Source organism: Variovorax sp. P5_A3 (assembly GCF_056400665.1).
The window spans coordinates 29,902-49,610 of the sequence record NZ_JBFUKW010000034.1; the positions used below are offsets into that span (position 1 = coordinate 29,902).

Genomic DNA, 19,709 nt, shown 5'->3' on the forward strand with positions numbered 1-19,709 from the left:
GGCCTTATGAACAGCGACGGAGTCGATCGGATGCGGCGTCTGGATCGCGGAGTGGAGAATCATATGGCCTGGATGCTTCTGCTTATCGCCGGTCTTCTTGAAGTGGGCTGGGCCATCGGCCTGAAGTACACAGATGGATTCACCAAATTGTGGCCAAGCATCTTCACGATTACGTCCATGGTCATCAGCGTCGTGTTGCTGGGGATCGCGATGAAGTCGCTACCCGTTGGCACCTCGTACGCCGTCTGGGTAGGAGTCGGGGCAGTCGGCACAGCAATCCTAGGCATTGTCCTGTTCGGGGAATCCGGAGCACCCGGTCGGTTGGTCAGTCTGGGGCTCATCGTTGCCGGTATCGTCGGCCTCAAACTGACAAGCTCGGCGTAGTCTGCTCGGCTGCAAGTGCGAGCTTCCGAGTACACCGCGTGCCTGCGGCATCAACGCCGTGCACCGCACGCACCACAGTCTTTTTGGAGGTACCGAGAACGGAAATGCACACTTCTGCATCAAGCCGGAATCGTGGCTCGTCACGGCAGGCCGTGCCTCTGAGCCGGACGCTCCGTTGAACGTGCCGCTGATCCCAGCATCGAACTTCATCATCGGCAGGGTGCGCGAGTACTCGCGTGATGACGGTACGCCAACCTGGGAATCACTCGAACAAGTCGTCGGAGGACTTGAGTCAGGCAAGGCCGTAGCGTTCGCCTCCGGCATGGCCGCCATTGCCTCGGTGTTCGATCAACTTGCGGCTGGTGCCAATATCGTGCTGCCAGATGATTGCTATCAAGGTGTTGCAGGCCTCGCCGAAGCCGGCGTCGAAAGAGGGCGATGGTCCATGCAGCGGGTGGCGGTAGACGATACAGCAGGGTGGATTCGTGCTTGCGCCGCCGCTGACCTGATCTGGCTTGAATCGCCCTCGAACCCCCTGCTGACCGTGGCGGATTTGGAGGCTATTTTCACTGCACCACGCAAGCCAGGAGCCATCGTGGCAGTGGACAACACCTTCGCCACGCCCTTGAATCAGAAGCCGCTCGACTTCGGTGCCACGGTGTCTCTGCAATCGGCAACCAAGTTCATTGGCGGCCATTCCGACCTGCTGGCGGGTCTCGCCACGACAAGGGACGATGCACTGTGGCGCGCCCTCAGGAAGTCCCGCGAACTGACTGGCGCGACACCGGGAGCGCTCGAAGCCTTTCTTGCCGTCCGCGGCGCGAGAACCCTCGTGCTTCGACTTCAGCGGGCCCAGCAAACTGCCATGCTGCTTTCGGAACGGCTCGAGGCGCACCCGTTGATCGCTCGTGTCCGGTATCCAGGCTTGCCCTCGCATTCGACGCATGCCATTGCCAAACGTGTGCTCAGGGGGTTCGGAACGATCATCTCGTTCGAGATGTGTGGAGGGGCTGGTTTTGCTGACGGTGTCTGCCAAAATGTCAGGCTGATCCGCCATGCGACAAGTCTCGGTGCCGTGGAATCAACGATGGAAAGAAGAGCTGCGACCCCCGGACAGGGCCATCTTCCACCTTCGCTTCTGCGACTCAGTGTCGGCATCGAGGATGCGGACGATCTCTGGAGCGACCTCGACTCGGCAATACGTTCCGCTGCACCATAACAGCCAATTTCGCACGTACTTCGACCACGTACACAGCGACCAACCAAGAAATACCATGGCGATCGAAACACTTGACCGCCCGCTGCGGTATTTCCTATGCATCGCGGAACTGGGCTCGCTCTCCAAGGCTGCGGACAAGCTCGACCAGACACAGTCCGGCTTGAGCAAGCAATTGAGCGCACTCGAATCGAACCTGGGCCAGCCACTGTTTGTCCGGACGGGTCGCGGCGTCGAGTTGACCGAAGCCGGCACGAAACTCCACAGCGCCTTGGCGCCGGCCTTCAGAGAGATCGATCGCGCTGTCGACGGCGCGCGCCGGCAAGGGGTTACGCACGGCACGGTCCGCCTGGCGACGGTCCATACGCTCAGCTATTACTTCGTCGCCGACGTGTTCTCCCTATTCGTCAGCACGCACCCAGATGTGAATCTTTCGCTGCTGAGCCGCAGTTCCCCCGAAGTCGTCGCTCTGGTCGAAAACGGCAAGGCAGATCTGGGTTTCGTCTACGACTCCGCGGTGGATTGCGGAACCTTGGCATCGAAGCCGCTGTTCGAGGACGAAATGGCATTGGTCGTCCTCGACAACAGTCCCCTGGAATCGCCCCAGGACCTGTCAACTCTCAGCCTGCGCCTGGTCGGCTTTCCCGCGCACTATGCTCTGAGGCGGATGATCCATAGCGCTGGGTTGCAGGCCACCTATGTTGCCGAAGCAGAAACCATAGACGCCATGCTGGAGCTCGTCTCCTCCGGGGTCGGAAGTTGCATCTTGCCGTCGCGCATTCCCGACAGGCTGCTTGCCGACTACGGTCTTCGCAAAGTGTCCATCGAGCGCCCCGCACTGCGCCGCCGGGTGGTGGTCATCTCCAGCACGGGCAAAGCGATGGCACCGTTGACCTCCGACCTTCTCGCTTGCGTCTTGCAGGTCGCCGAACAACTGCAACGCTCGACCTGATCTTTTCAGTTCCGGGAACGGGTGTGAGCGGATCCAGAATCAGAAGTCCCGGTCCCTCTCGCTACTGCGATGAATCCAGTGCCTGCCGAAGGTCGGCGAGGATATCATCCACATCTTCCAGTCCCACAGACAGTCTGATGAGGTCCATCGTCACGCCGGCGCTGAGACGCGCGGCAGGCTCGACCTTCTGGCGCGCCAGGATCAGGGTGCCGGGATGGGTGATCAGGGTTTCCGTGTCGCCCAAGCTGATGGCCCGCGATATGAGCTTCAACCGGTCGATCATCGCAATTGCACCATCGACCCCGGCGTGCAGCTCAAAGGACAACATCCCACCACCGGAACTCATCTGCGAGTGGCCGAGTCGATGATCGGGGCTGCCCTCGAGGTAGGCATAGCGCACGAGCTTCACCGCCGGATGGGATTCCAGCATGCGGGCGACCTTCAGCGCACTCTCACTGTGCTGCCGCATCCGCAGCGTCAACGTCTTCAGCCCTCGCATGACCAGGAAGCACAGCATGGGCGAGAGCGTCGCGCCGGTCATGTACTTGAGTCCTTCCGACCTGATGCGCTTGATCGTGGGCAGATCTCCGAGCACGACCCCCGCGAGCAGATCGCCGTGTCCATTGATGTACTTCGTCATGGAGTGCACCACGAGATCGGCCCCGTGCTCGATCGGCCGCTGCAGCGCGGGCGAGCCGAACGTCGAATCGACAAGCACCCGAACGCCCGGACGGCTGTGCGCCACTTTTGCCAGCTCGCTGATGTTCAACAGCTGAGCCGTCGGGTTCACGGGCGTTTCGAAGTACACGAGCCGCGCGCGCTCAGACAATGCTTCTTTCAGCTTCTCGGGCCTGGTGAGGTCGACCTTCGTGACCTTCACCCCGAAGCGCGGCAAGCCCTCGTCGACCAACGAAGTCGCCGTCGAGTACATCGTGTGGTGCACGATCAACTCGTCTCCGGCCGACAGGAGCGTGAGCAAGGTGGAGCAGATGGCTCCCATGCCCGATCCGGTGACCAGCGCGGCCTCGGCCCCTTCGAGCTCTGCGAGCCTCGTCTCCAGGAGATGCTGCGTCGGGTTGTGCTGCCGGCCGTAGACGTACCGGTCGCTTTCTCCAGAGAACACTGCTGCCGCCTCCGCCGTTTTGTCAAAGGCGAAGGTGGAGGTCATGTAGATCGGCGGAGAAACGGCCCCGTAGGGATCGGATCTGTCGTGGCCATGATGCAGCGCGCGCGTCTGAAATCCCAGGCCTTGCGAATTCTCTTTCATGCTTGACTCTTTCATTTTCAAATCTGTCGATAAAAACAAGCCCGCGTCCCGGCGGCAGCGGCAGCGCCTAGTGGACGATCTGGTTCAGGAATTGGCGGGCACGGTCAGTCTGCGGGTTGCCAAAGAACAGCTCTGGAGCGTTCTCTTCGACGATCTCCCCTCGGTCCATGAAGATCACCCGGTCCGCCACTTTGCGGGCGAAGCCCATCTCGTGCGTCACGCAGAGCATGGTCATCTTCGTCTCCTCGGCCAGGCTCACCATCACATCGAGCACTTCCTTGACCATTTCGGGGTCGAGCGCCGAAGTGGGTTCGTCGAACAGCATGACCTTGGGCGCCATGCACAGCGACCTCGCGATCGCAACGCGCTGCTGCTGTCCCCCGGACAATTGGCCTGGGTATTTGTGCGCCTGGTCGGGGATGCGAACCCGCTCCAGGTACTTCATTGCGATCGCCTGCGCTTCGGCCAGCGGCTTTTTCAGAACCCACGTCGGTCCCAGCGTGAGGTTCTCCAGAACGGTGAGGTGAGGAAACAGGTTGAAGTGCTGGAACACCATGCCGACTTCCTTCCTGATGGCCTCGATGCGCTTCAGGTCGTGGATCAGTTCAACGCCATCCACCATGATGAGCCCCGACTGATGCTCCTCGAGCCGGTTGATGCAGCGGATCATCGTGGACTTGCCCGACCCGGATGGCCCGCAAATCACGATGCGCTCTCCTTTGTGCACGTTCAGGTTGATATCCTGCAGGACATGGAAGTCCCCATACCATTTGTTGACCTTCTGCAGACTGACGATGACTTCGCTCATTTGATGCTCCCAGTGCACGCTAACGCTTCAGATTCCGTTCGAGCGATCGGCTGTACCTCGATATGGAATAGCAGAAGACGAAATAGATCAGGCCGATGAAAAGGTAGGCCTCTACGCCGAAGCCTGTCCATGCGGGATCCGCGAGAGCCGCCTTCGCTGCTTGCGTTAGGTCGAAGATTCCGATGATGACGACAAGCGATGTGTCCTTGAACAGTGCGATGAAGGTGCTCACCAGCGGCGGAATCACTACCTTGAGGGCCTGGGGCAGGACGATTTTTCGCGTCAGCTGCCAGTAACTCAGTCCGATGGACTTGGCGCCCTCGTATTGGCCCTTGGGAATGGCCTGGAGTCCGCCGCGGACAATTTCCGCAATGTAGGCCGCCGCAAAGAAGATGATCGCCAGCTGTGCCCTCAACAGCTTGTCGATGCCGAATCCCTCCGGCAAGAACAGGGGCAGCATCACCGACGACATGAACAGAAGGCTGATCAAAGGCACGCCGCGTATCAGCTCGATGTATGCGACGCACATTGCCTTGATAGCCGGCATCCGGGAGCGGCGTCCCAGGGCGAGCAGAATGCCGATGGGAAAGGCAAACGCGATTCCGAATGTTGACAGTATCAGTGTCAGGGGCAAGCCGCCCCAGCGCGTGTTCTCGACGAACTCTAGGCCGAGGAAGCCGCCCCACATCAACGTTGCCACCGCCAGGATCGTGAACACCCACAGCCCGACAATCTGGCGTCCGGCCAGCCGGCGTGTGGCCGTCCAGACGATCGACGCGACTAGCAGCGCCGTCGCGAGCAATGGCCGCCATTGCTCGGCGTGCGGGTAGGTACCGAAGAGAATCAACCGATACTTCTCCCGAATGAAAGCCCAGCAAGCCCCACCCGCCTCCCTGCAGGCCTGTGCGTCAGGGGCCCGGAAGCTCGCCTTGATCAACAGCCACTGCACCAAGGGGGGTGCCAGCATCAGGACGAGCCAGATCGTCAGGATGGTCAAGACCGCACTCGCCGAGGACTGGAAGAGGCTTTGGCGCAGCCTGATCACGAGCTTGGCCCGGACTCTGGACGGCGCTACCTGGACGGGCCGGTCCGTGTGGGTGGTGGTGCTCATGCTTATCTTTCCACCAGCGCGATGCGCTTGTTGTACCAGTTCATCAACAACGAGACCGTCAGACTCACGGTCATGAAGGCCGCCATGATGATCAGGACGCCCTCGATCGCCTGGCCGGTCTGGTTGAGGACGGTGTTGACGACGGAAACCAGGTCGGGGTAGCCGATCGCGACGGCGAGCGAGCTGTTCTTGACCAGATTCAGGTATTGGCTCGTCGTGGGGGGAACGATCACGCGGAGCGCCTGAGGCAGGATGACGAGCCGAAGCACGCGAGACCGTGGAAGCCCGAGCGTCTGTGCCGCCTCCCATTGACCATGGCTCACCGATTGGACGCCGGCACGGACGATCTCTGCAATGAATCCGGCTGTGTAGGTGACGAGACCGACCAGCAAGGCGAACAGTTCGGGAGAGAGCGCCCAGCCCCCTTCGAAGTTGAATCCGCTCCGATGGGGTATGCTGAGCTCGAATTCGCGCCCTCCAACCAGCCAGCCGACCATTGGCATGAGCAGCAAGAGCATCAGGGCGAAAGGCCAGAGTCTCGTCGGGGCGCCGGTCCGGCGCCGGCTGGCTCGCTGCCAGCGGGCTACCGCCACGATGGCGACTGCGGCGAGCACCAATCCCCAAAGCATTCCCGCGACGGCCGGTCCATCCACCGATGGCATCAGCATGCCGCGGTTCGACAGGTAGATACCCGGAAGCGGATGAAAAGCCGCCCTTGGACCCGGCAGCAGTTCACCGATGATGGCATACCAGATCAGGAGCTGCAGCAGAAGCGGCACGTTGCGGATCAGTTCGACATAGGCACCTGCCAGCCGCATGATGAGCCAGTTGCTCGACAGCCGGGCGATTCCGACAACGACGCCGAGCATCGTGGCCAACACCAAAGCGACGGCGGAAACCCGCAGCGTGTTGGCGAGCCCCACGAGAATGGCGCGGGCGTAGGTGTCCGAAGGCGAATACTCGATCAGGGACTCGCCGATGGCGAATCCCGCTTCTCTTTCCAGAAATGCAAAACCGGTCGCGATGTTGCGCGTCGCGAGGTTGTGCAAGGTGTTGGAGACAAGGTAGTACGCCACGAGGGCAGCCAGGCCCACGACGACCAACTGATAGGCAAGTGCCCTGAACTCCGGATTGTTCCAGCTGAACTTGAGCGGAGCGCGGTGAGGTGAGCTCATGGGAATGTCGGTGCGGGTTTGGCGCGAACGCGGCGGTGCGCGCGCCACACGCGCGTCGCATCAGCCGCACGGGCTTTGAACTAACGAATGGGCCACCCGTACATCAAGCCGCCTTTCGTGTACAAGGCATTCAGACCGCGATCGAGCTTCATCGGACTCCCTGCGCCGAGGCTCCGGTCGAACAATTCACCGTAATTGCCGACCTGCTTGATGATGTTGTATGCCCACTTGTCGTCAAGCCCGAGTCCCTTGCCCATTCCGGGAGCGGTACCGAGGATCCGCTGGATGTTGGGAGGGTTGCTGCCTTTCGCGATCTCGTCGACGTTCTTGGAGGTCAGGTTGTACTCCTCCGCCTCCAGCAGCGCATTGAGGGACCAGCGCACGACGTTGAACCAGGCTTCGTCGCCTTGGCGGACCATCGGTCCTAAAGGCTCCTTGGACAGCGGCTCCGGCAGGATCACATACTTGTCCGTGTTTCCGAAAGCGATACGCGCAAGCGCCAGCTGCGACTTGTCCATCGTGATGCCATCGCAGCGGCCCGCCGCGAACGCGCGCTTGATCTCGTCGACGGTGTCCAGCAACACCGGCTTGAAGCTTTGCTTGAGACCGCGAAACCAGTCGGTGAGGTTCAGTTCGGTCGTGGTTCCGGGAAGGACGCAGATGGTTGCGCCGGCGAGATTCTTCGCGCTGCTGACGTTGGCATCCTTTGTCACCATGATGCCCTGGCTGTCATAGAAGTTCACGCCAACGCCGATGAGGCCCAGGGTGGTGTCGCGCGACATCGTCTGGGTGGTGTTGCGTGTCAGCACGTCGACTTCGCCGGACTGCAGCGCAGTGAAGCGTGCTTGTGTGGTGAGCGGGATCACCTTGAACTTGGTCGCATTGCCGAACATCGCGGCTGCAATGGCGCGGCAGGTGTCCACGTCGATGCCCTGCCACTCTCCCTTGCTGTCGGTGAATGCGAATCCGGGGAGATTCGTCGAGACACCGCACTGCACGAAGCCGCGCTTCTTCACCGTGTCGAATGTTTGGCCGGCATGGCTCATGCCTGAGAGACAAAGGCCCATCAGGGCGGCGGCCGCGAGGCGGACAAGTTTCATGGCGATCTTCCTTGTGGACTGGGTGTTTTCAGCGAAGACGCTGAGCGTGGAGAAGCGGGCGGGCGATCGAGTCCGGGACGAACATGCCAGATGCACGTCCATCGGATTCATCGCCGGAAGGCGGAAGGGTTGAGCAAGTGCTCTATGGTCGTGGCCGGCCGGCGAGCGGCTGCGCCGAGGCTGCTTCGGTCTGCCGGCACCAATAGTCGAAGGTGCTGTTCACGATCGACGGCTTCAGCAGATAGTCATGCGCCTCGCGAGCCAAGGCGTCGTCCACCGGCGTCAACGGGCCGAATGCGGCTTGGGCCCGGATCTGCATGCGCGCGGCACGCTCGAGATATACCGACAGGTAGGTGGCTTCCTGGGTCGTCTTTCCCGCCGTCAGGTAGCCGTGGTGTGCCAGGACGATGGCTCGTTTCGATCCCAGGGCCCGCGAGATGATGACCCCTTCATCATCCGCAATGGGCACCCCCGGCCACTCCGCGAGGAACGCGCAATCGTCATGCAGGGGGGTCATGTCCATCTGAGCGATGACCAGTGGCTGCCTGGCTGCAGCGAGCGCGGAGGCCCAGGGCGAATGCGTATGGACGATGGACTGAACGTCGGGCCGCGCCTCGTACACCCACAGGTGGAACCGCGTCGCGGGGTTCGGCATACCGCTGCCCGTCAGCGTGTTCAGGTCGCCATCGACTTCGATGAAGTCCTCCGGCGTGGCTTCGTCGAAGCCGAGGCCGAACCGGAGCGTCCAGTACGCGCCTGCCCTCTCGGACCGCGCGCTGATCTGGCCTGCAAGACCCGCCTCCTGCCCCGTCATGGCAAGGATCCGGCAAGCGCAGGCCAGGGTCTCCTTCATGGTCCGGGGAGGTGACACCAGATGCCTGGCCATGTCCCTGGTCGCACGATCGTCAAAGTAGTCCTTGGACCGCAAATCTTCAGCCATGTGGTGTGTCTCCGTGACTTTGTAATGACACAAAGTATCCTGGCCTGCCTCACAAGAAACCATGCACCACAGCTCATAGCAGCTATGAGCCTCGCACGCCGACGCCTCGAATGAATGGACCTGCGCTCAATTCCACTTGAGGGAACGTTCCACTGACATGTCCGGGTCGCTGCAGACTTCGATCAACGCCGGTCCCTCGACGCTCATGGCTTGCTCGACGATGCCTGCGGCATCCCTGGAGTGCTCGATCCTGAATCCACGGGCGCCGAATGCCTCGGCAAGTCTTGCGAAGCCGGGATTCGCCAGGTCCGTGCCGCTGATGCGATGGGGAAAGTGCCGCTGCTGGTGGGTGCGGATCGTGCCGTAAGACCCGTTGTTGGACACCACCACGCGCAGGTTCAGCCCTCTGTCGACCGCGGTGATCAATTCGTTGCCGTTCATGAGAAATCCTCCATCGCCGACGAAGGCGAGAACTTCTCGCTTCGGGTGGCGCAAGGCAGCCGCTATGCCGGCCGGGACCCCCGTTCCCATGGCTCCGCAAGCCGAGCCGAGCAGCCGGTTCGCCGGCGTCATCCTGAAGATGCGGTGAACCCAGGCTGCAAAGTTGCCCGAATCGGTCGTCAAGACCGCATCGTTCCGGGCCAGACGTGCAAGCGCCATGATCGAGTGGCCCAGAACGTCGTTCGCCACCACATTTTGTGGCTGCCAGCCGTGCGCACGGTCGGCCGCCGCGCGCACCCGCTCGAGCCACTGGCTCGACACTGACCCAGAGCCGCCATGGCGCAATGCGGCGCGCACGAAGCCATGCGCCGTCGAGACAATCGGCAGTTCCGCCGAAAAATGGCGCCCGATCATGGACGGATCGGGATACACGTGAACGAACTTTTGCGGATTGGCGCCTTGCCGCGGAAAGGCGAACCCCAGGGACGACACATCGCCCATGCGGCTGCCAATCGCCACAAGCAGGTCGGCTTCGCTGAAGAGCGCCGTGTGTGCGGGCGAGGTGAAGAAACTCAGCTGGCCAACCCAGCGGGGGTCTGTGTTGGAGAACTGATCCTGGTTCTTGTTGGTGACGGCAACGGGAATGCCCCACCGGCCGACGAGTTCCTGGAGATCGTTGCGGAAATCATCGCTCCGGCACTCCCCGCCCACAATCAGGATCGGCCGGTCGGCCCTGGAAATCAGTTCGTGCACGCGCGCAACTTCCTCCAGGGTTGCCTCTGCGACTGCCACGCAGTGAACCCGCGCGGGCTGTCGCTCGACCAGTTCGGTCAGGACGTCTTCGGGCAACTCGACGGCGACCGGACCCGGCGTTCCCGAGGCGGCCGCAGCAAAGGCGCGGGCCATCACTTCGGCGGCGCTTGCCGCCTTGTCGATGCGCCCGGACCATTTCAGCAAGCCGGAGAAAGCTTTGGCGGAATCGATTTCCTGAACGGCGCCCCGGCCCAGGTTCGGCGTTTCGACCTGGCCAATCAAAAGGATCAGTGGAACTGCTTCTTCGGCCGCCACGTGGACTCCGATCGCGGCATTGAATGCCCCCGGCCCCCTGCTCGCCATGACGATGCCGGCGCGCCCCGTCAGCTTGGCGTCCGCAATCGCGGCCAGGGCTGCGGATCCTTCGTGGCGACATGTCACCAGATCGAAGTCGCGCCGCGCGTAAAGCGCGTCCAGGAGCGCCAAGAAGCTTTCACCGGGAACGCTGAATGCGCGGTCCGCACCATGCGCGACCATGCTGTCGACAATGGCCTCGGCAACTCGATACGTCATGACCGCCCCTTTTTCATGCCGCGTTCACGTCGACGACCAAGCGGCCCCGGATCTCCCCCCGCATGAGTCGGGCGGCTGCGTCGATCGCTTGCGGCAGCGCAATCTCGGCCGCAATGTCTTCCAGGATCAGGCCATGCAGATCGCGCGCCAGCCGCTCCCAGGCCGCGATGCGGTCTGCCTTTGGCCGCATCACGCTATCAACGCCGATAAGGCTTACACCGCGGAGGATGAACGGCGCGACCGACCCAGGCAGGTCGAGCCCCTGGGCCATGCCGCACGCAGCGACCACGCCGTTGTATCGAAGCTGCGCGCATATGTTGGCCAACGTGTGGCCGCCAACGGAGTCCACGGCGGCGACCCAGCGCTCCTTCTGCAGCGGCTTGCCCGGTTCGCTCAACTCCCTGCGATCGATCACGTCGGTGGCGCCGAGCCGTCGAAGATACTCGGACTCGTCGAGCCGCCCAGTGGACGCCGTGACCGTGTACCCGAGCTTGGCCAACAGGGCGATCGCAACGCTTCCGACGCCGCCGTTCGCACCCGTCACGAGCACCGGCCCATCGCCCGCCTTCAGCCCGTGCCGCTCCAGGGCCATCACGCACAGCATGGCGGTGTACCCTGCGGTACCGATTGCCATGGCATCCCTGGCGCTGAAACGCTTCGGAAGCGGAATCAACCAGTCGCTCTTCACGCGCGCACGCTGTGCAAGCCCGCCCCAGTGGGTCTCGCCAACGCCCCAGCCGTTAAGCACCACCGCATCGCCTGGCTTGAATCCGGGATGGTCGCTCTGCTCCACCACGCCCGCAAAGTCGATGCCCGGCACCATGGGAAAGCTCCGGACCACAGGGCCCTTTCCGGTGATGGCCAGGCCATCCTTGTAGTTCAGCGTGCTGTATTCGACACGGACCATGACGTCGCCTGCGGGCAGGCGGTTTTCATCGATCTCGGTCAGCGACGCGCGGTAGCCTTCCGCGTCTTTTTCCACGACGATGCCTTTGAACATGTTTTCGCTCCAGTAATAAATCAGTGATCCGCCGCGTGGCGGGGCGAAGCCTGGACGTGCACACCCAGGCTGGACAGGAATGCCCCGATGAAGGTCACCAGGGGCCGGTCCGACTGCACCAGCCTGGCTCGGAGCACGGCCCCCTCCCAGGCGATCCAGAAGAACTCGGCGAGCTGCTCGACGTCCAGCGTTGCCGAGATGGTTCCTGCGGCCTGAGCCTCTCGGAGGCAGCGAGCCACCCGCTCCTGCCAGCCGACAAGAATGGCGTCGAGGCGTGCGCGAAAATCCACAGGCAGGGCACCCAGTTCCTGACTCAGGTTGCCGACTAGGCATCCCCGCGTGAAGCGGTGCTTGCGCATGCCCCTGGATGCATCGGTAATGAAGTCGGCAAGCCGATCGAGCGGCGCGCGTTCCTGGTTCAACAACCACCGGTCGAGCTTGCGCTTGAAGTAGTCGTCATAGGCGTCCATCACGGCCGCTCCGAACGCATCCTTGTTCGCGAAGTAGTGATAGAACGAGCCCTTGGGCACGGTCGCCCGCTTCAGCACGGCATCCAGGCCTGTCGAACTGAAGCCCTGCTCGGTGAGCAGTTCCATCCCGCATCGGATCAGTACATCGCGCGTTGCAGCATACGCTGGCGCAGGCCGCCTGCCGCGACGCACGGCCGCTTTGGTTTTTTCTGTCATGCGGCAATTCTAGACTGATCGTCTAGAGAACACTCACTGCTTTCTCCCAGGCGCGCACGTATCCGCTAAGCCCGCACCAACATGCGGACACGCATGCACTTTCATTGGGCAATCTGCACTTGATTGCAGGGTCGACGGATTGAATTTTCAGATTTCTCCCGACTTGATCGCAGGCCCAAGTCTTGCTCGTAAACCCCGATACGAGTCCTAATTGACACAATGTGTCCTGTAGCCAATACTTCTACCACCTCCTCACTTCTGCAGAAGGAAGCCCCATGAAGCCCCACCCCATCAAGAAATGGCTTGTCGCCGCCGGCCTCGCCTGTCTGGCCATCACCACCGCGCTGGCCGAAGAGCCGTATCCGTCAAAGCCGATCAAGCTCGTGGCGGGTTTCCCGCCAGGGGGTCCCACGGACATCATTGCGCGCGTGATTGCGCAGGGCCTCGGCAAGGAGCTCAACGGCACGGTCATCGTTGACAACCGCGCCGGTGCCGGCGGCGTCATCGGCGCCGATGCCGTCGCCAAGTCGAAGCCGGACGGCTACACCCTGCTCGTCGCGGTGGAGTCCTCGCAGACGCGCGGGCAAGCCCTGAATCCAACGCTTTCCTATGACCAGCTCAAGGACTTTGCCTACGTCAGGAACGTCGCCAAGCAGCGCAATCTCGTTGTCGTGAATCCCGACGTGCCGGTCAACAGCATCAAGGAACTCATCGCCTACGCGAAGGCAAACCCCGGCAAGCTGAATTTCGGCGGCACCTTCGGCGCGACATCGCACATCGGCGGAACGCTGTTCGATGCACGCAACGGCACGCAGCTCACGTTCGTGAACTACAAGGGCGGCGCGCAACCCATCACCGATCTCATGGCCGGCGTGGTGCAGGTCGGCTTCTTCACCGAGGCGACAGTCGCCCAGCACATCCGGGCCGGAAAGATCAAGGCCCTTGCGGTCGCCGCGCCCGAGCGCTCGCCCGCGTTCCCGGATCTGCCCACGCTTCAGGAAGCCGGCAGCAAGCCGATCGATCTTTCGCCTTGGTTCGGCGTTGCGGCGCCTGCGGGTACGCCGGGTCCCGTCGTGCAGAAGATTGCGGCGGCGCTCGACAAGGTGGTGACGAGCCCCGAGTTCCTGGCGCAACTGGAGACGCTCGGCGCCGTTCCGGTGAAGGTGTCGACACCCGATCTGTATACCAAGCAGGTGGCCAAGGAGATCGTGTTCTGGAACGATTGGGCGAAAACGATGACGACTCCCTTGGCCCGCTAAGCGAGTGCCGAGTATCGATCCCGATGAACTTCTACGACCTCTACGACGAGAGACTGTCCGCGGCGGAGCGAGCGCTCGTCCAGGCCGCCAGCGACTTCTGCCGCGGCGAATTCAGCGCCCACCTGCTGGAGTCGCATACGCAGGGCCGCGCCTACGATGCCTCCTGGATCGACAGATGGGCAAAGGAAGGCTTCCTGGGGCTTCAAGTGCCAAGGGAATTCGGCGGCCACGATGCCTCGTTCCTCTGCAAGATCCGCGTGGCGCAGACGATGGCGGAACATGGCTTTGCCGCCGCCTTTGCCATCAACAATCTGCAAGGCTCTGTGACTCGCGTGGCGCGCTCCGGCTCCGAGAAGCAACGTGCCGAGTTCCTCGGCGCCATGCTGGGCGGGCGTACGCTGTGCGCCCCCGCCATGTCGGAGCCCGACGGCGGAAGCGACCTGGCCACGCTGAAGACGAGGGCACGGCGCGTGGATGGCGGATGGCTGGTAAGCGGCACGAAGTCCTGGATCACCAACGGTTCGATCATCCAGTGCGCAAACCTGCTTGCAAGAGTTGACCCAGTCGGCGCGGAAGCCGGCGATATCGCGTCTTTGCTGGTGCCGCTGGTTGACGGGCCGACGCTGCGAAGGGAAGAACTCGTCATGCCGGGCGCCCGGTCCTTCAGGCTGGCATCCCTGGTTTTCCAGGATCATTTCGTCCCCGACTGGTGTCTCTTCGACTCGCCAGGGCAGGCCTTCAAGTCTTCCATGGCATCGGTCAACGCCGCACGCGTTCATGTGGCGGCGATGTGCGTCGCCTCTGCCAGAGCGGCCTTGGCAGAGACGGTGGGCTACGCGGAATCGAGGCAAGCCTTCGGCAAGCCGCTGCTCAGGCACCAGGGATTCGGGTGGGAGCTCGCGGAGGTCTCCTTGCGCCTGGAGGCAGCCAATGCACTCGTGCTGCGCGCAGCGATCGCAGTGCAAACAGGAAAGGCGGCACTGACGCTGGCCGCCCAAGCGAAAAAATTCGCCGTCGACGTGGCCGTCTGGGGGCTCGACCAGTGCCAGCGTGCAATGGGCGCCACCGGCGCGAGCGCCGATCACCGCCTTGCCATGCTGTCAAGCGAAACACGGCTGGCGGCATTCGGCGACGGCACCAGCCAGATGCTGCTCGACCGCATCGCCAAGGGCTTGGTCAAGGACTACGGACCTTCGCCCGCACAGAAAGGACCCGATCAATGAGAAACGTGGTCGTCAAGGATGCGCACGCCGCTGTCGAGGACTTGCGCGATGGAGACACGGTGATGGTCGGCGGCTTCGGCGGCGCGGGGGTTCCGCGCGGGATGATCGAGGCGGTACTGGACCTGCGGGTGCGCGAGCTGACCGTCATCTCCAACAACGCAGGCTCCGGCGGCCAGGACCTTTCGCTGTGGTTCGGCGCGCGCATCGTCCGGAAGATCGTCTGCTCCTACCCGCGAAGCGCGGACGTGTTCGCCAACCAATACCGGGCGGGCGATGTCGAACTCGAACTGGTCCCGCAGGGCACGCTGGTCGAGCGCATCCGGGCCGGAGGTGCGGGCCTTGGCGGATTCCTCACTCCCACGGGTGTAGGTACTGTGTTCGAGAAGGGCAAGCAGAAGGTCGTGGTCGATGGCCGCGAGTTCCTTCTTGAGAGGCCCTTGCGTGCGCAGTTCTCGCTGCTCAAGGGCCGGCAGGCCGATGTCCTCGGAAACCTGAACTACAACAAAACGGCACGAAATCATTCTGTGGTGATGGCTACTGCGGGCGAGGTCGTCGCGGTGGAGGTCGACGAACTCCTGGAGCCCGGCGAACTCGACCCCGAAGGCATCATCACCCCCTGCATTTTTGTCGACCGCGTCTTTCTCTCGAGGCACGCATGAACTCGCTATCCAGACTGGAACTCGCGCGCCTGGTCGCACACCAGCTTCCCAAGCAAGGTTTCGTCAACCTCGGCATCGGAGCCCCGACGAGCGTGGCGGACTATCTTCCCTCCGATACCTCGGTCATGCTCCACAGCGAGAACGGCATTCTCAACGTCGGGCCCAAACCAGCCGAGGGAGAGGAAGACCTGGACCTGATCAATGCCGGGAAGATGCCCGTCACGCTCGCCCGCGGTGGCTCATTCTTCGACTCGAGCCTGTCGTTCTCGATGATGCGCGGAGGGCACCTCGACATTGCCATCCTCGGTGCGTTTCAGGTCTCCCAGCACGGCGACCTGGCCAACTGGACCACGGGCGATCTGAACGGTGCGCCTCCGGCCATCGGCGGAGCCATCGATCTTGCCGTGGGAGCCAAGCAGATATGGGTGATGATGGAGCACACCACGCGCGACGCCCAGCCGCGCCTGGTCGAGCGTTGCACCTTGCCGCTCACGGCAGTGGGCGTTGTGGCCAAGGTGTTCACGAATCTGGCGATCATCGAAATTACCGGCGATGGATTTGTCGTGCAGGCGCTCTTTGAGGGTGCATCGCTTGATTCCGTGCAGCGACTCACCGGGGCGCCGCTGAAGCCGGCGCCCGCACTATGGCGATTCTCTTCGGATGGGGTGCTCGCGCCGTCCCGCTGAGCCCGAGATTCAGGCTAGGGGCGAGCCGCGCCTCAGGACCTATGCGGTGGCGGCAATCACGACAAGAGCCGAAGCCGGTTCGTCGGTGAGCGCCGTGAGCTTGTGCGGAATGGTGGAGTCGAACTGCACACAGTCGCCTGGTTCCAGGCGCTCCTTGCGTGCCCCGATCTGCATCTCGATGTGGCCGGTGAGAACGAAGAGGATTTCTTCGCCCTCATGGTGGCTCATGATCCGGCCGCGCTTCTGGGTTTTTCCCGGGCGCACGATGAATGCCCGCATCACGCGATCGTCGCGAAGGCCCGCGACCAAGGAGAGATGCGTCGTGGGATCTCCCGCGATGGATCCGTTGCCCCGGACGATGGAAACAACGTCTTCCTCCGGCTGTTGCCCGAAGAGCCGGTCCACCGTCACACCCAGGGCCTTGGCGATATTGAGCGCCGATTCGATCGACGGGGTAGACACGCCCCGCTCGATCTTCGACAAATAGCTGCGCGTCAGCCCTGAATCCAGAGCCAGATTCTCTAGCGTCAGTCCGCTTTGGACGCGCAGGTACTTGAGGTGTAGTGCCAAGGCTTTGAACGGGTCTACGGCGGGCCGATCGGCTGCTCGCAACCCACTGGAAATTGCTGCGGGGCCCGATTCTGGCACGAGTGTGTCGCCCGCAGCCTAGATGTCGAGCACCAGGCGCGGCCCTGCGCACTCCGCAACGCACACGATCACTTCATGTGCGCGCTCCTGAGCGCTCAACACCCGGTCGTGATGGATGGGCGGTCCCTCGGTCCAGCGCGTGCGGCATGCGCCGCAGATGCCGCCTGCGCATGAGACGGAAATGTCCGCGTCCATCGCCTCCAAGGTGGCAAGAAGGCCCACCTCGGGCTGCACCTCCATCTCGCGTCTGCTCTTGGCCAGCACCACACTGTACGGCTGCGCGTTCAGGGTTGGAACGAGTTTCGGCGCGGTGAACCGCTCCACGTGCTTGCGGCTTTCGGGCCACTCGGCGACAGCGGATTCGAATGCAGCGAGCATTCCGCCGGGTCCGCAGCAAAATGCCTTCGCGTCCGGGCCAGCGCCCTCCACGATGGATTGGATGTCGGGCGGATTGACCTCGAGCGTGTTGTACAAGTGGACCCGTCCGCCCCTTACCGCCGGTTCCAGCATGTCGATCAGGCTCGGCTCGCCCGTGCTGGCCCAGTGCAGCTGGTAGTTCGACTTGCCTTCACGCTCCAGCGCCAGGATGGCAGAGACGAACGGTGTGACGCCTATGCCGCCCGCAAGAAAGATGTTCATTCCGGTGGACGAGAACTCCAGCCCGCTACGAGGTACCGAAACACCAATGATTTCGCCGGCACGAAGCTCGTCGTGTATGTGGCGAGACCCGCCGCGTCCCTCCTCTTCACGCTTGATTGCAACAACGTATCTCCTGCAGTCGGCGGGATCGTTGCACAGCGAATAGGTGCGCACGAGCCCGTTGCCCAAATAGAGGTCGATGTGCGCTCCGGGCCTGAACACTGGCAAGCGCCAGTCGTCCTGGTCAGCCAGTACCAGCCGCTTGACTCCCGGCAGGGGCTCGTCGATCTCCCGAACGACAGCTTGAAGATGCTTGATCGCCTTCGGCATGTCACACGCCGCGGACGGCGTCGCCCACGCGGATGACGCCGCCTTTCAGGATCCGGCAATTGAGTCCTGACCTGTTGACCAATGGATCGAACAAAGCTTTGCCGAGGATCTCCTCGATGTGGCGGCACGGCGTGGACAACCGGGTTGCTTCGAGAAGCGTTTCCCCCACCCAGAACTGGCGCCCGACAAGATGATTGAGCGGCACACCTTGCACGGTAACGTTTCTACGATGCTCCTCGGGCAGCATCTGGATTTTTGCATCGCGCGCCAAGGCTTCGAGTGTTTCAATCTCGAACAGCGTGATCTGTCGTCCCTCCTCCGGCTTGTGGGAGTAGAAGCCGGACTCCCGGCCGATCATGTACCGGTCTCCCTCGATGCCCTTGCTCGCCACGAGCGTCAGTTGGTCAAACGCCTCCATAGGAAGGAAGGCGCGAGGCGTGATGTGCAGATGTCGAACGACCCCCTTCCAGGCAGGAACGACTTGGCGTTCCTCGAGCTGCGGTGGGTGGTCCGTGGCAGTAGGCATGTAGACGCTCCTTGATAACGGCGATCCAGCCGGTCTAATGAAGGAACATCATTGTAAAACACTTTGTGTCCTTTGAGACTCACATGAGCGTTTCACGACTGATCATGAGGCTTGGCAGTTGCAATTCGATAACCACTGGCTCTGGCCTGACGCGACCGCAGCTCACCGGCTGGACGAGCGGACCGCCATCGAATTGCTTTTTTCTTGGGCATGACAACTCAGATGCCTGCGCACTCGCCCTCTGGACGATCGGCCGGGTTGCGGTAGTTGATTCTGAGGATCGTCGTGCGGCGCTGCGTCTACACGCCGACGCGCTTGAAGCTGACGGGCTTGCCGCGCCGCCAAGCATTGAATCTCTATTTGTTCGCCTTGCCAACGCTCAGTATCCTTCGAATCTCGTCCGCCACAAGGTCCACGAGCGCATGCGTTGCAGCGCTCAGAGGCTTGCGCCGGTCACTGACGCGGACCACATGGCGGACGATGCGCGGCGAGAGGATCGGGCATACAGCCAGTGTGCCCTCGTTGACCGCGCGCTGCACTACGATGCGCGGCAGGATGGTCGCGAAGCGCGTTTCCTCCACGAGGCGCACGATGGTGCTCAGCACGTCGACCTCGAACTTGGGTGCAAGCAGAATGCCCTCCTGGCGAGCCGCCGCTTCCAACACGCCGCGCAGCCCGTGACGGCGCGTGGGCAGGATCAGGTCCAAGCCGAGTTCGGCCAGGCGCGCAAGGCGCACGTTGGCAGGTAGGCGCGGGCCGTGTTGCACGCTCGTTACGAGCAGCATGTCTTCCTCGGCGAGCGATTCCGTGGCCAGCGACAGCTTGGCCCGCGGCTCGTTGATGACCGCGACGTCGAGTTGTCCGCTCGTTACCCAATCGATCAGCATGGCACTGTAGCCGACGGATACCGTGACCTCCACATGCGGGTAGGCTTCGTTGAACCGCGACAGCGCGTCGGCCAGCACGCTTTCGGCCACCGAGGAAATGAGCCCCAGCGAGACGTGGCCGGTCACAGCCTCGCTGCGCTGCGCAAGTTGCTCGCGCGCATTGTCGATGTTGCGCACGATCGGCAGAAACAGCCGGTACATCAGGCGTCCGTGCGCGGTGGGCGACATGCCTCGGCGTTTGCGCTCGAACAAGGGCTGCCCCAGCTCTTCCTCCAGCTTCGCGATCTGCATGCTCAGCGTCGGCTGCACGACGTCCAGCCGCTTGGCGGCCTGCGTCATCGAGCCGTCTTCGAACAGCGCAAGGAAGTACTGGATTTGCCTCAGGTCCACGATGGCCTTCTTGGAAACTGCCCCGCTGACCGGGCTCGCAAGGGAGGGCAATTGTA

20 protein-coding genes are annotated in these 19,709 nt (G+C 62.6%); 7 read left to right on the forward strand and 13 right to left on the reverse strand.

Annotated features, from left to right (window positions below):
* Positions 1-63: 63 nt before the first annotated feature.
* The 3 genes from sugE (at position 64) to AC1D3B_RS32220 (ending at position 2,552) form a co-directional block, all read left to right on the forward strand.
* Positions 64-384 carry a quaternary ammonium compound efflux SMR transporter SugE gene (gene sugE / locus AC1D3B_RS32210; protein WP_478194741.1) on the forward strand — a complete coding sequence of 107 codons (321 nt, stop codon included), beginning with the start codon at positions 64-66 and terminating at the stop codon, positions 382-384.
* A gap of 58 nt (positions 385-442) precedes the next feature.
* Complete coding sequence (locus AC1D3B_RS32215) at positions 443-1,603, forward strand: trans-sulfuration enzyme family protein (protein ID WP_478194742.1); 1,161 nt, start codon at positions 443-445, stop codon at positions 1,601-1,603.
* A gap of 61 nt (positions 1,604-1,664) precedes the next feature.
* Positions 1,665-2,552, forward strand: a complete 888-nt coding sequence (locus AC1D3B_RS32220; RefSeq protein WP_478194789.1) for a LysR family transcriptional regulator — start codon at positions 1,665-1,667, stop codon at positions 2,550-2,552.
* A 61-nt stretch (positions 2,553-2,613) separates the two neighbouring features.
* On the opposite strand, the gene AC1D3B_RS32225 is transcribed toward AC1D3B_RS32220, so the two are convergent.
* The 9 genes from AC1D3B_RS32225 to acuR form a co-directional block, all read right to left on the reverse strand.
* Complete coding sequence (locus AC1D3B_RS32225) at positions 2,614-3,819, reverse strand: trans-sulfuration enzyme family protein (RefSeq protein WP_478194743.1); 1,206 nt, start codon at positions 3,817-3,819, stop codon at positions 2,614-2,616.
* Positions 3,820-3,886: 67 nt separating this feature from the next.
* Positions 3,887-4,627, reverse strand: coding sequence for an amino acid ABC transporter ATP-binding protein (locus AC1D3B_RS32230; RefSeq protein ID WP_478194744.1), 741 nt, complete (start codon positions 4,625-4,627; stop codon positions 3,887-3,889).
* A gap of 19 nt (positions 4,628-4,646) precedes the next feature.
* Complete coding sequence (locus tag AC1D3B_RS32235; protein WP_478194745.1) at positions 4,647-5,738, reverse strand: amino acid ABC transporter permease; 1,092 nt, start codon at positions 5,736-5,738, stop codon at positions 4,647-4,649.
* Between the two features lie 2 nt (positions 5,739-5,740).
* Entirely contained in the window at positions 5,741-6,913 is a 1,173-nt protein-coding gene (locus AC1D3B_RS32240) for an amino acid ABC transporter permease (protein ID WP_478194746.1), read from the reverse strand.
* 80 nt (positions 6,914-6,993) lie between these two features.
* On the reverse strand, positions 6,994-8,013 hold the full coding sequence (locus AC1D3B_RS32245) for an amino acid ABC transporter substrate-binding protein (RefSeq protein ID WP_478194747.1): 1,020 nt from the start codon (positions 8,011-8,013) through the stop codon (positions 6,994-6,996).
* Positions 8,014-8,155: 142 nt separating this feature from the next.
* Positions 8,156-8,953 carry an aldolase gene (locus tag AC1D3B_RS32250; protein ID WP_478194748.1) on the reverse strand — a complete coding sequence of 266 codons (798 nt, stop codon included), beginning with the start codon at positions 8,951-8,953 and terminating at the stop codon, positions 8,156-8,158.
* A gap of 126 nt (positions 8,954-9,079) precedes the next feature.
* Positions 9,080-10,720: a thiamine pyrophosphate-dependent enzyme gene (locus AC1D3B_RS32255; RefSeq protein ID WP_478194749.1), complete on the reverse strand. Its 1,641-nt coding sequence runs from the start codon at positions 10,718-10,720 to the stop codon at positions 9,080-9,082.
* Positions 10,721-10,733: 13 nt separating this feature from the next.
* Positions 10,734-11,720, reverse strand: a complete 987-nt coding sequence (acuI, locus tag AC1D3B_RS32260) for an acrylyl-CoA reductase (NADPH) (RefSeq protein WP_478194750.1) — start codon at positions 11,718-11,720, stop codon at positions 10,734-10,736.
* A gap of 20 nt (positions 11,721-11,740) precedes the next feature.
* Positions 11,741-12,406: an acrylate utilization transcriptional regulator AcuR gene (gene acuR / locus AC1D3B_RS32265; RefSeq protein ID WP_478194751.1), complete on the reverse strand. Its 666-nt coding sequence runs from the start codon at positions 12,404-12,406 to the stop codon at positions 11,741-11,743.
* A 275-nt stretch (positions 12,407-12,681) separates the two neighbouring features.
* Between acuR and AC1D3B_RS32270 the strand changes: the two genes are divergently transcribed.
* The 4 genes from AC1D3B_RS32270 to AC1D3B_RS32285 are packed head-to-tail and all read left to right on the forward strand — an operon-like array spanning position 12,682 to position 16,233.
* Complete coding sequence (locus AC1D3B_RS32270; protein ID WP_478194752.1) at positions 12,682-13,665, forward strand: Bug family tripartite tricarboxylate transporter substrate binding protein; 984 nt, start codon at positions 12,682-12,684, stop codon at positions 13,663-13,665.
* A 23-nt stretch (positions 13,666-13,688) separates the two neighbouring features.
* On the forward strand, positions 13,689-14,888 hold the full coding sequence (locus AC1D3B_RS32275; protein ID WP_478194753.1) for an acyl-CoA dehydrogenase family protein: 1,200 nt from the start codon (positions 13,689-13,691) through the stop codon (positions 14,886-14,888).
* Positions 14,885-15,547, forward strand: a complete 663-nt coding sequence (locus AC1D3B_RS32280) for a CoA transferase subunit A (protein ID WP_478194754.1) — start codon at positions 14,885-14,887, stop codon at positions 15,545-15,547. The genes AC1D3B_RS32275 and AC1D3B_RS32280 overlap by 4 nt, the downstream gene beginning before the upstream one ends.
* Positions 15,544-16,233 carry a 3-oxoacid CoA-transferase subunit B gene (locus AC1D3B_RS32285; protein WP_478194755.1) on the forward strand — a complete coding sequence of 230 codons (690 nt, stop codon included), beginning with the start codon at positions 15,544-15,546 and terminating at the stop codon, positions 16,231-16,233. The genes AC1D3B_RS32280 and AC1D3B_RS32285 overlap by 4 nt, the downstream gene beginning before the upstream one ends.
* Before the next feature lie 39 nt (positions 16,234-16,272).
* Here AC1D3B_RS32285 and AC1D3B_RS32290 read toward each other — a convergent pair whose 3' ends face one another.
* The 4 genes from AC1D3B_RS32290 to AC1D3B_RS32305 form a co-directional block, all read right to left on the reverse strand.
* Positions 16,273-16,803 (reverse strand): helix-turn-helix domain-containing protein, encoded by a 531-nt coding sequence (locus AC1D3B_RS32290; protein ID WP_478194756.1) that lies wholly within the window; start codon positions 16,801-16,803, stop codon positions 16,273-16,275.
* Between the two features lie 96 nt (positions 16,804-16,899).
* Positions 16,900-17,850 carry a PDR/VanB family oxidoreductase gene (locus AC1D3B_RS32295; protein ID WP_478194757.1) on the reverse strand — a complete coding sequence of 317 codons (951 nt, stop codon included), beginning with the start codon at positions 17,848-17,850 and terminating at the stop codon, positions 16,900-16,902.
* 1 nt (position 17,851) lies between these two features.
* Positions 17,852-18,376, reverse strand: coding sequence for an MOSC domain-containing protein (locus AC1D3B_RS32300; RefSeq protein ID WP_478194758.1), 525 nt, complete (start codon positions 18,374-18,376; stop codon positions 17,852-17,854).
* Positions 18,377-18,732: 356 nt separating this feature from the next.
* The gene (locus AC1D3B_RS32305) at positions 18,733-19,653 is read right to left on the reverse strand and encodes a LysR family transcriptional regulator (RefSeq protein ID WP_478194759.1); all 921 of its coding nucleotides are present in this window, start codon (positions 19,651-19,653) and stop codon (positions 18,733-18,735) included.
* Positions 19,654-19,709 lie beyond the last annotated feature (56 nt).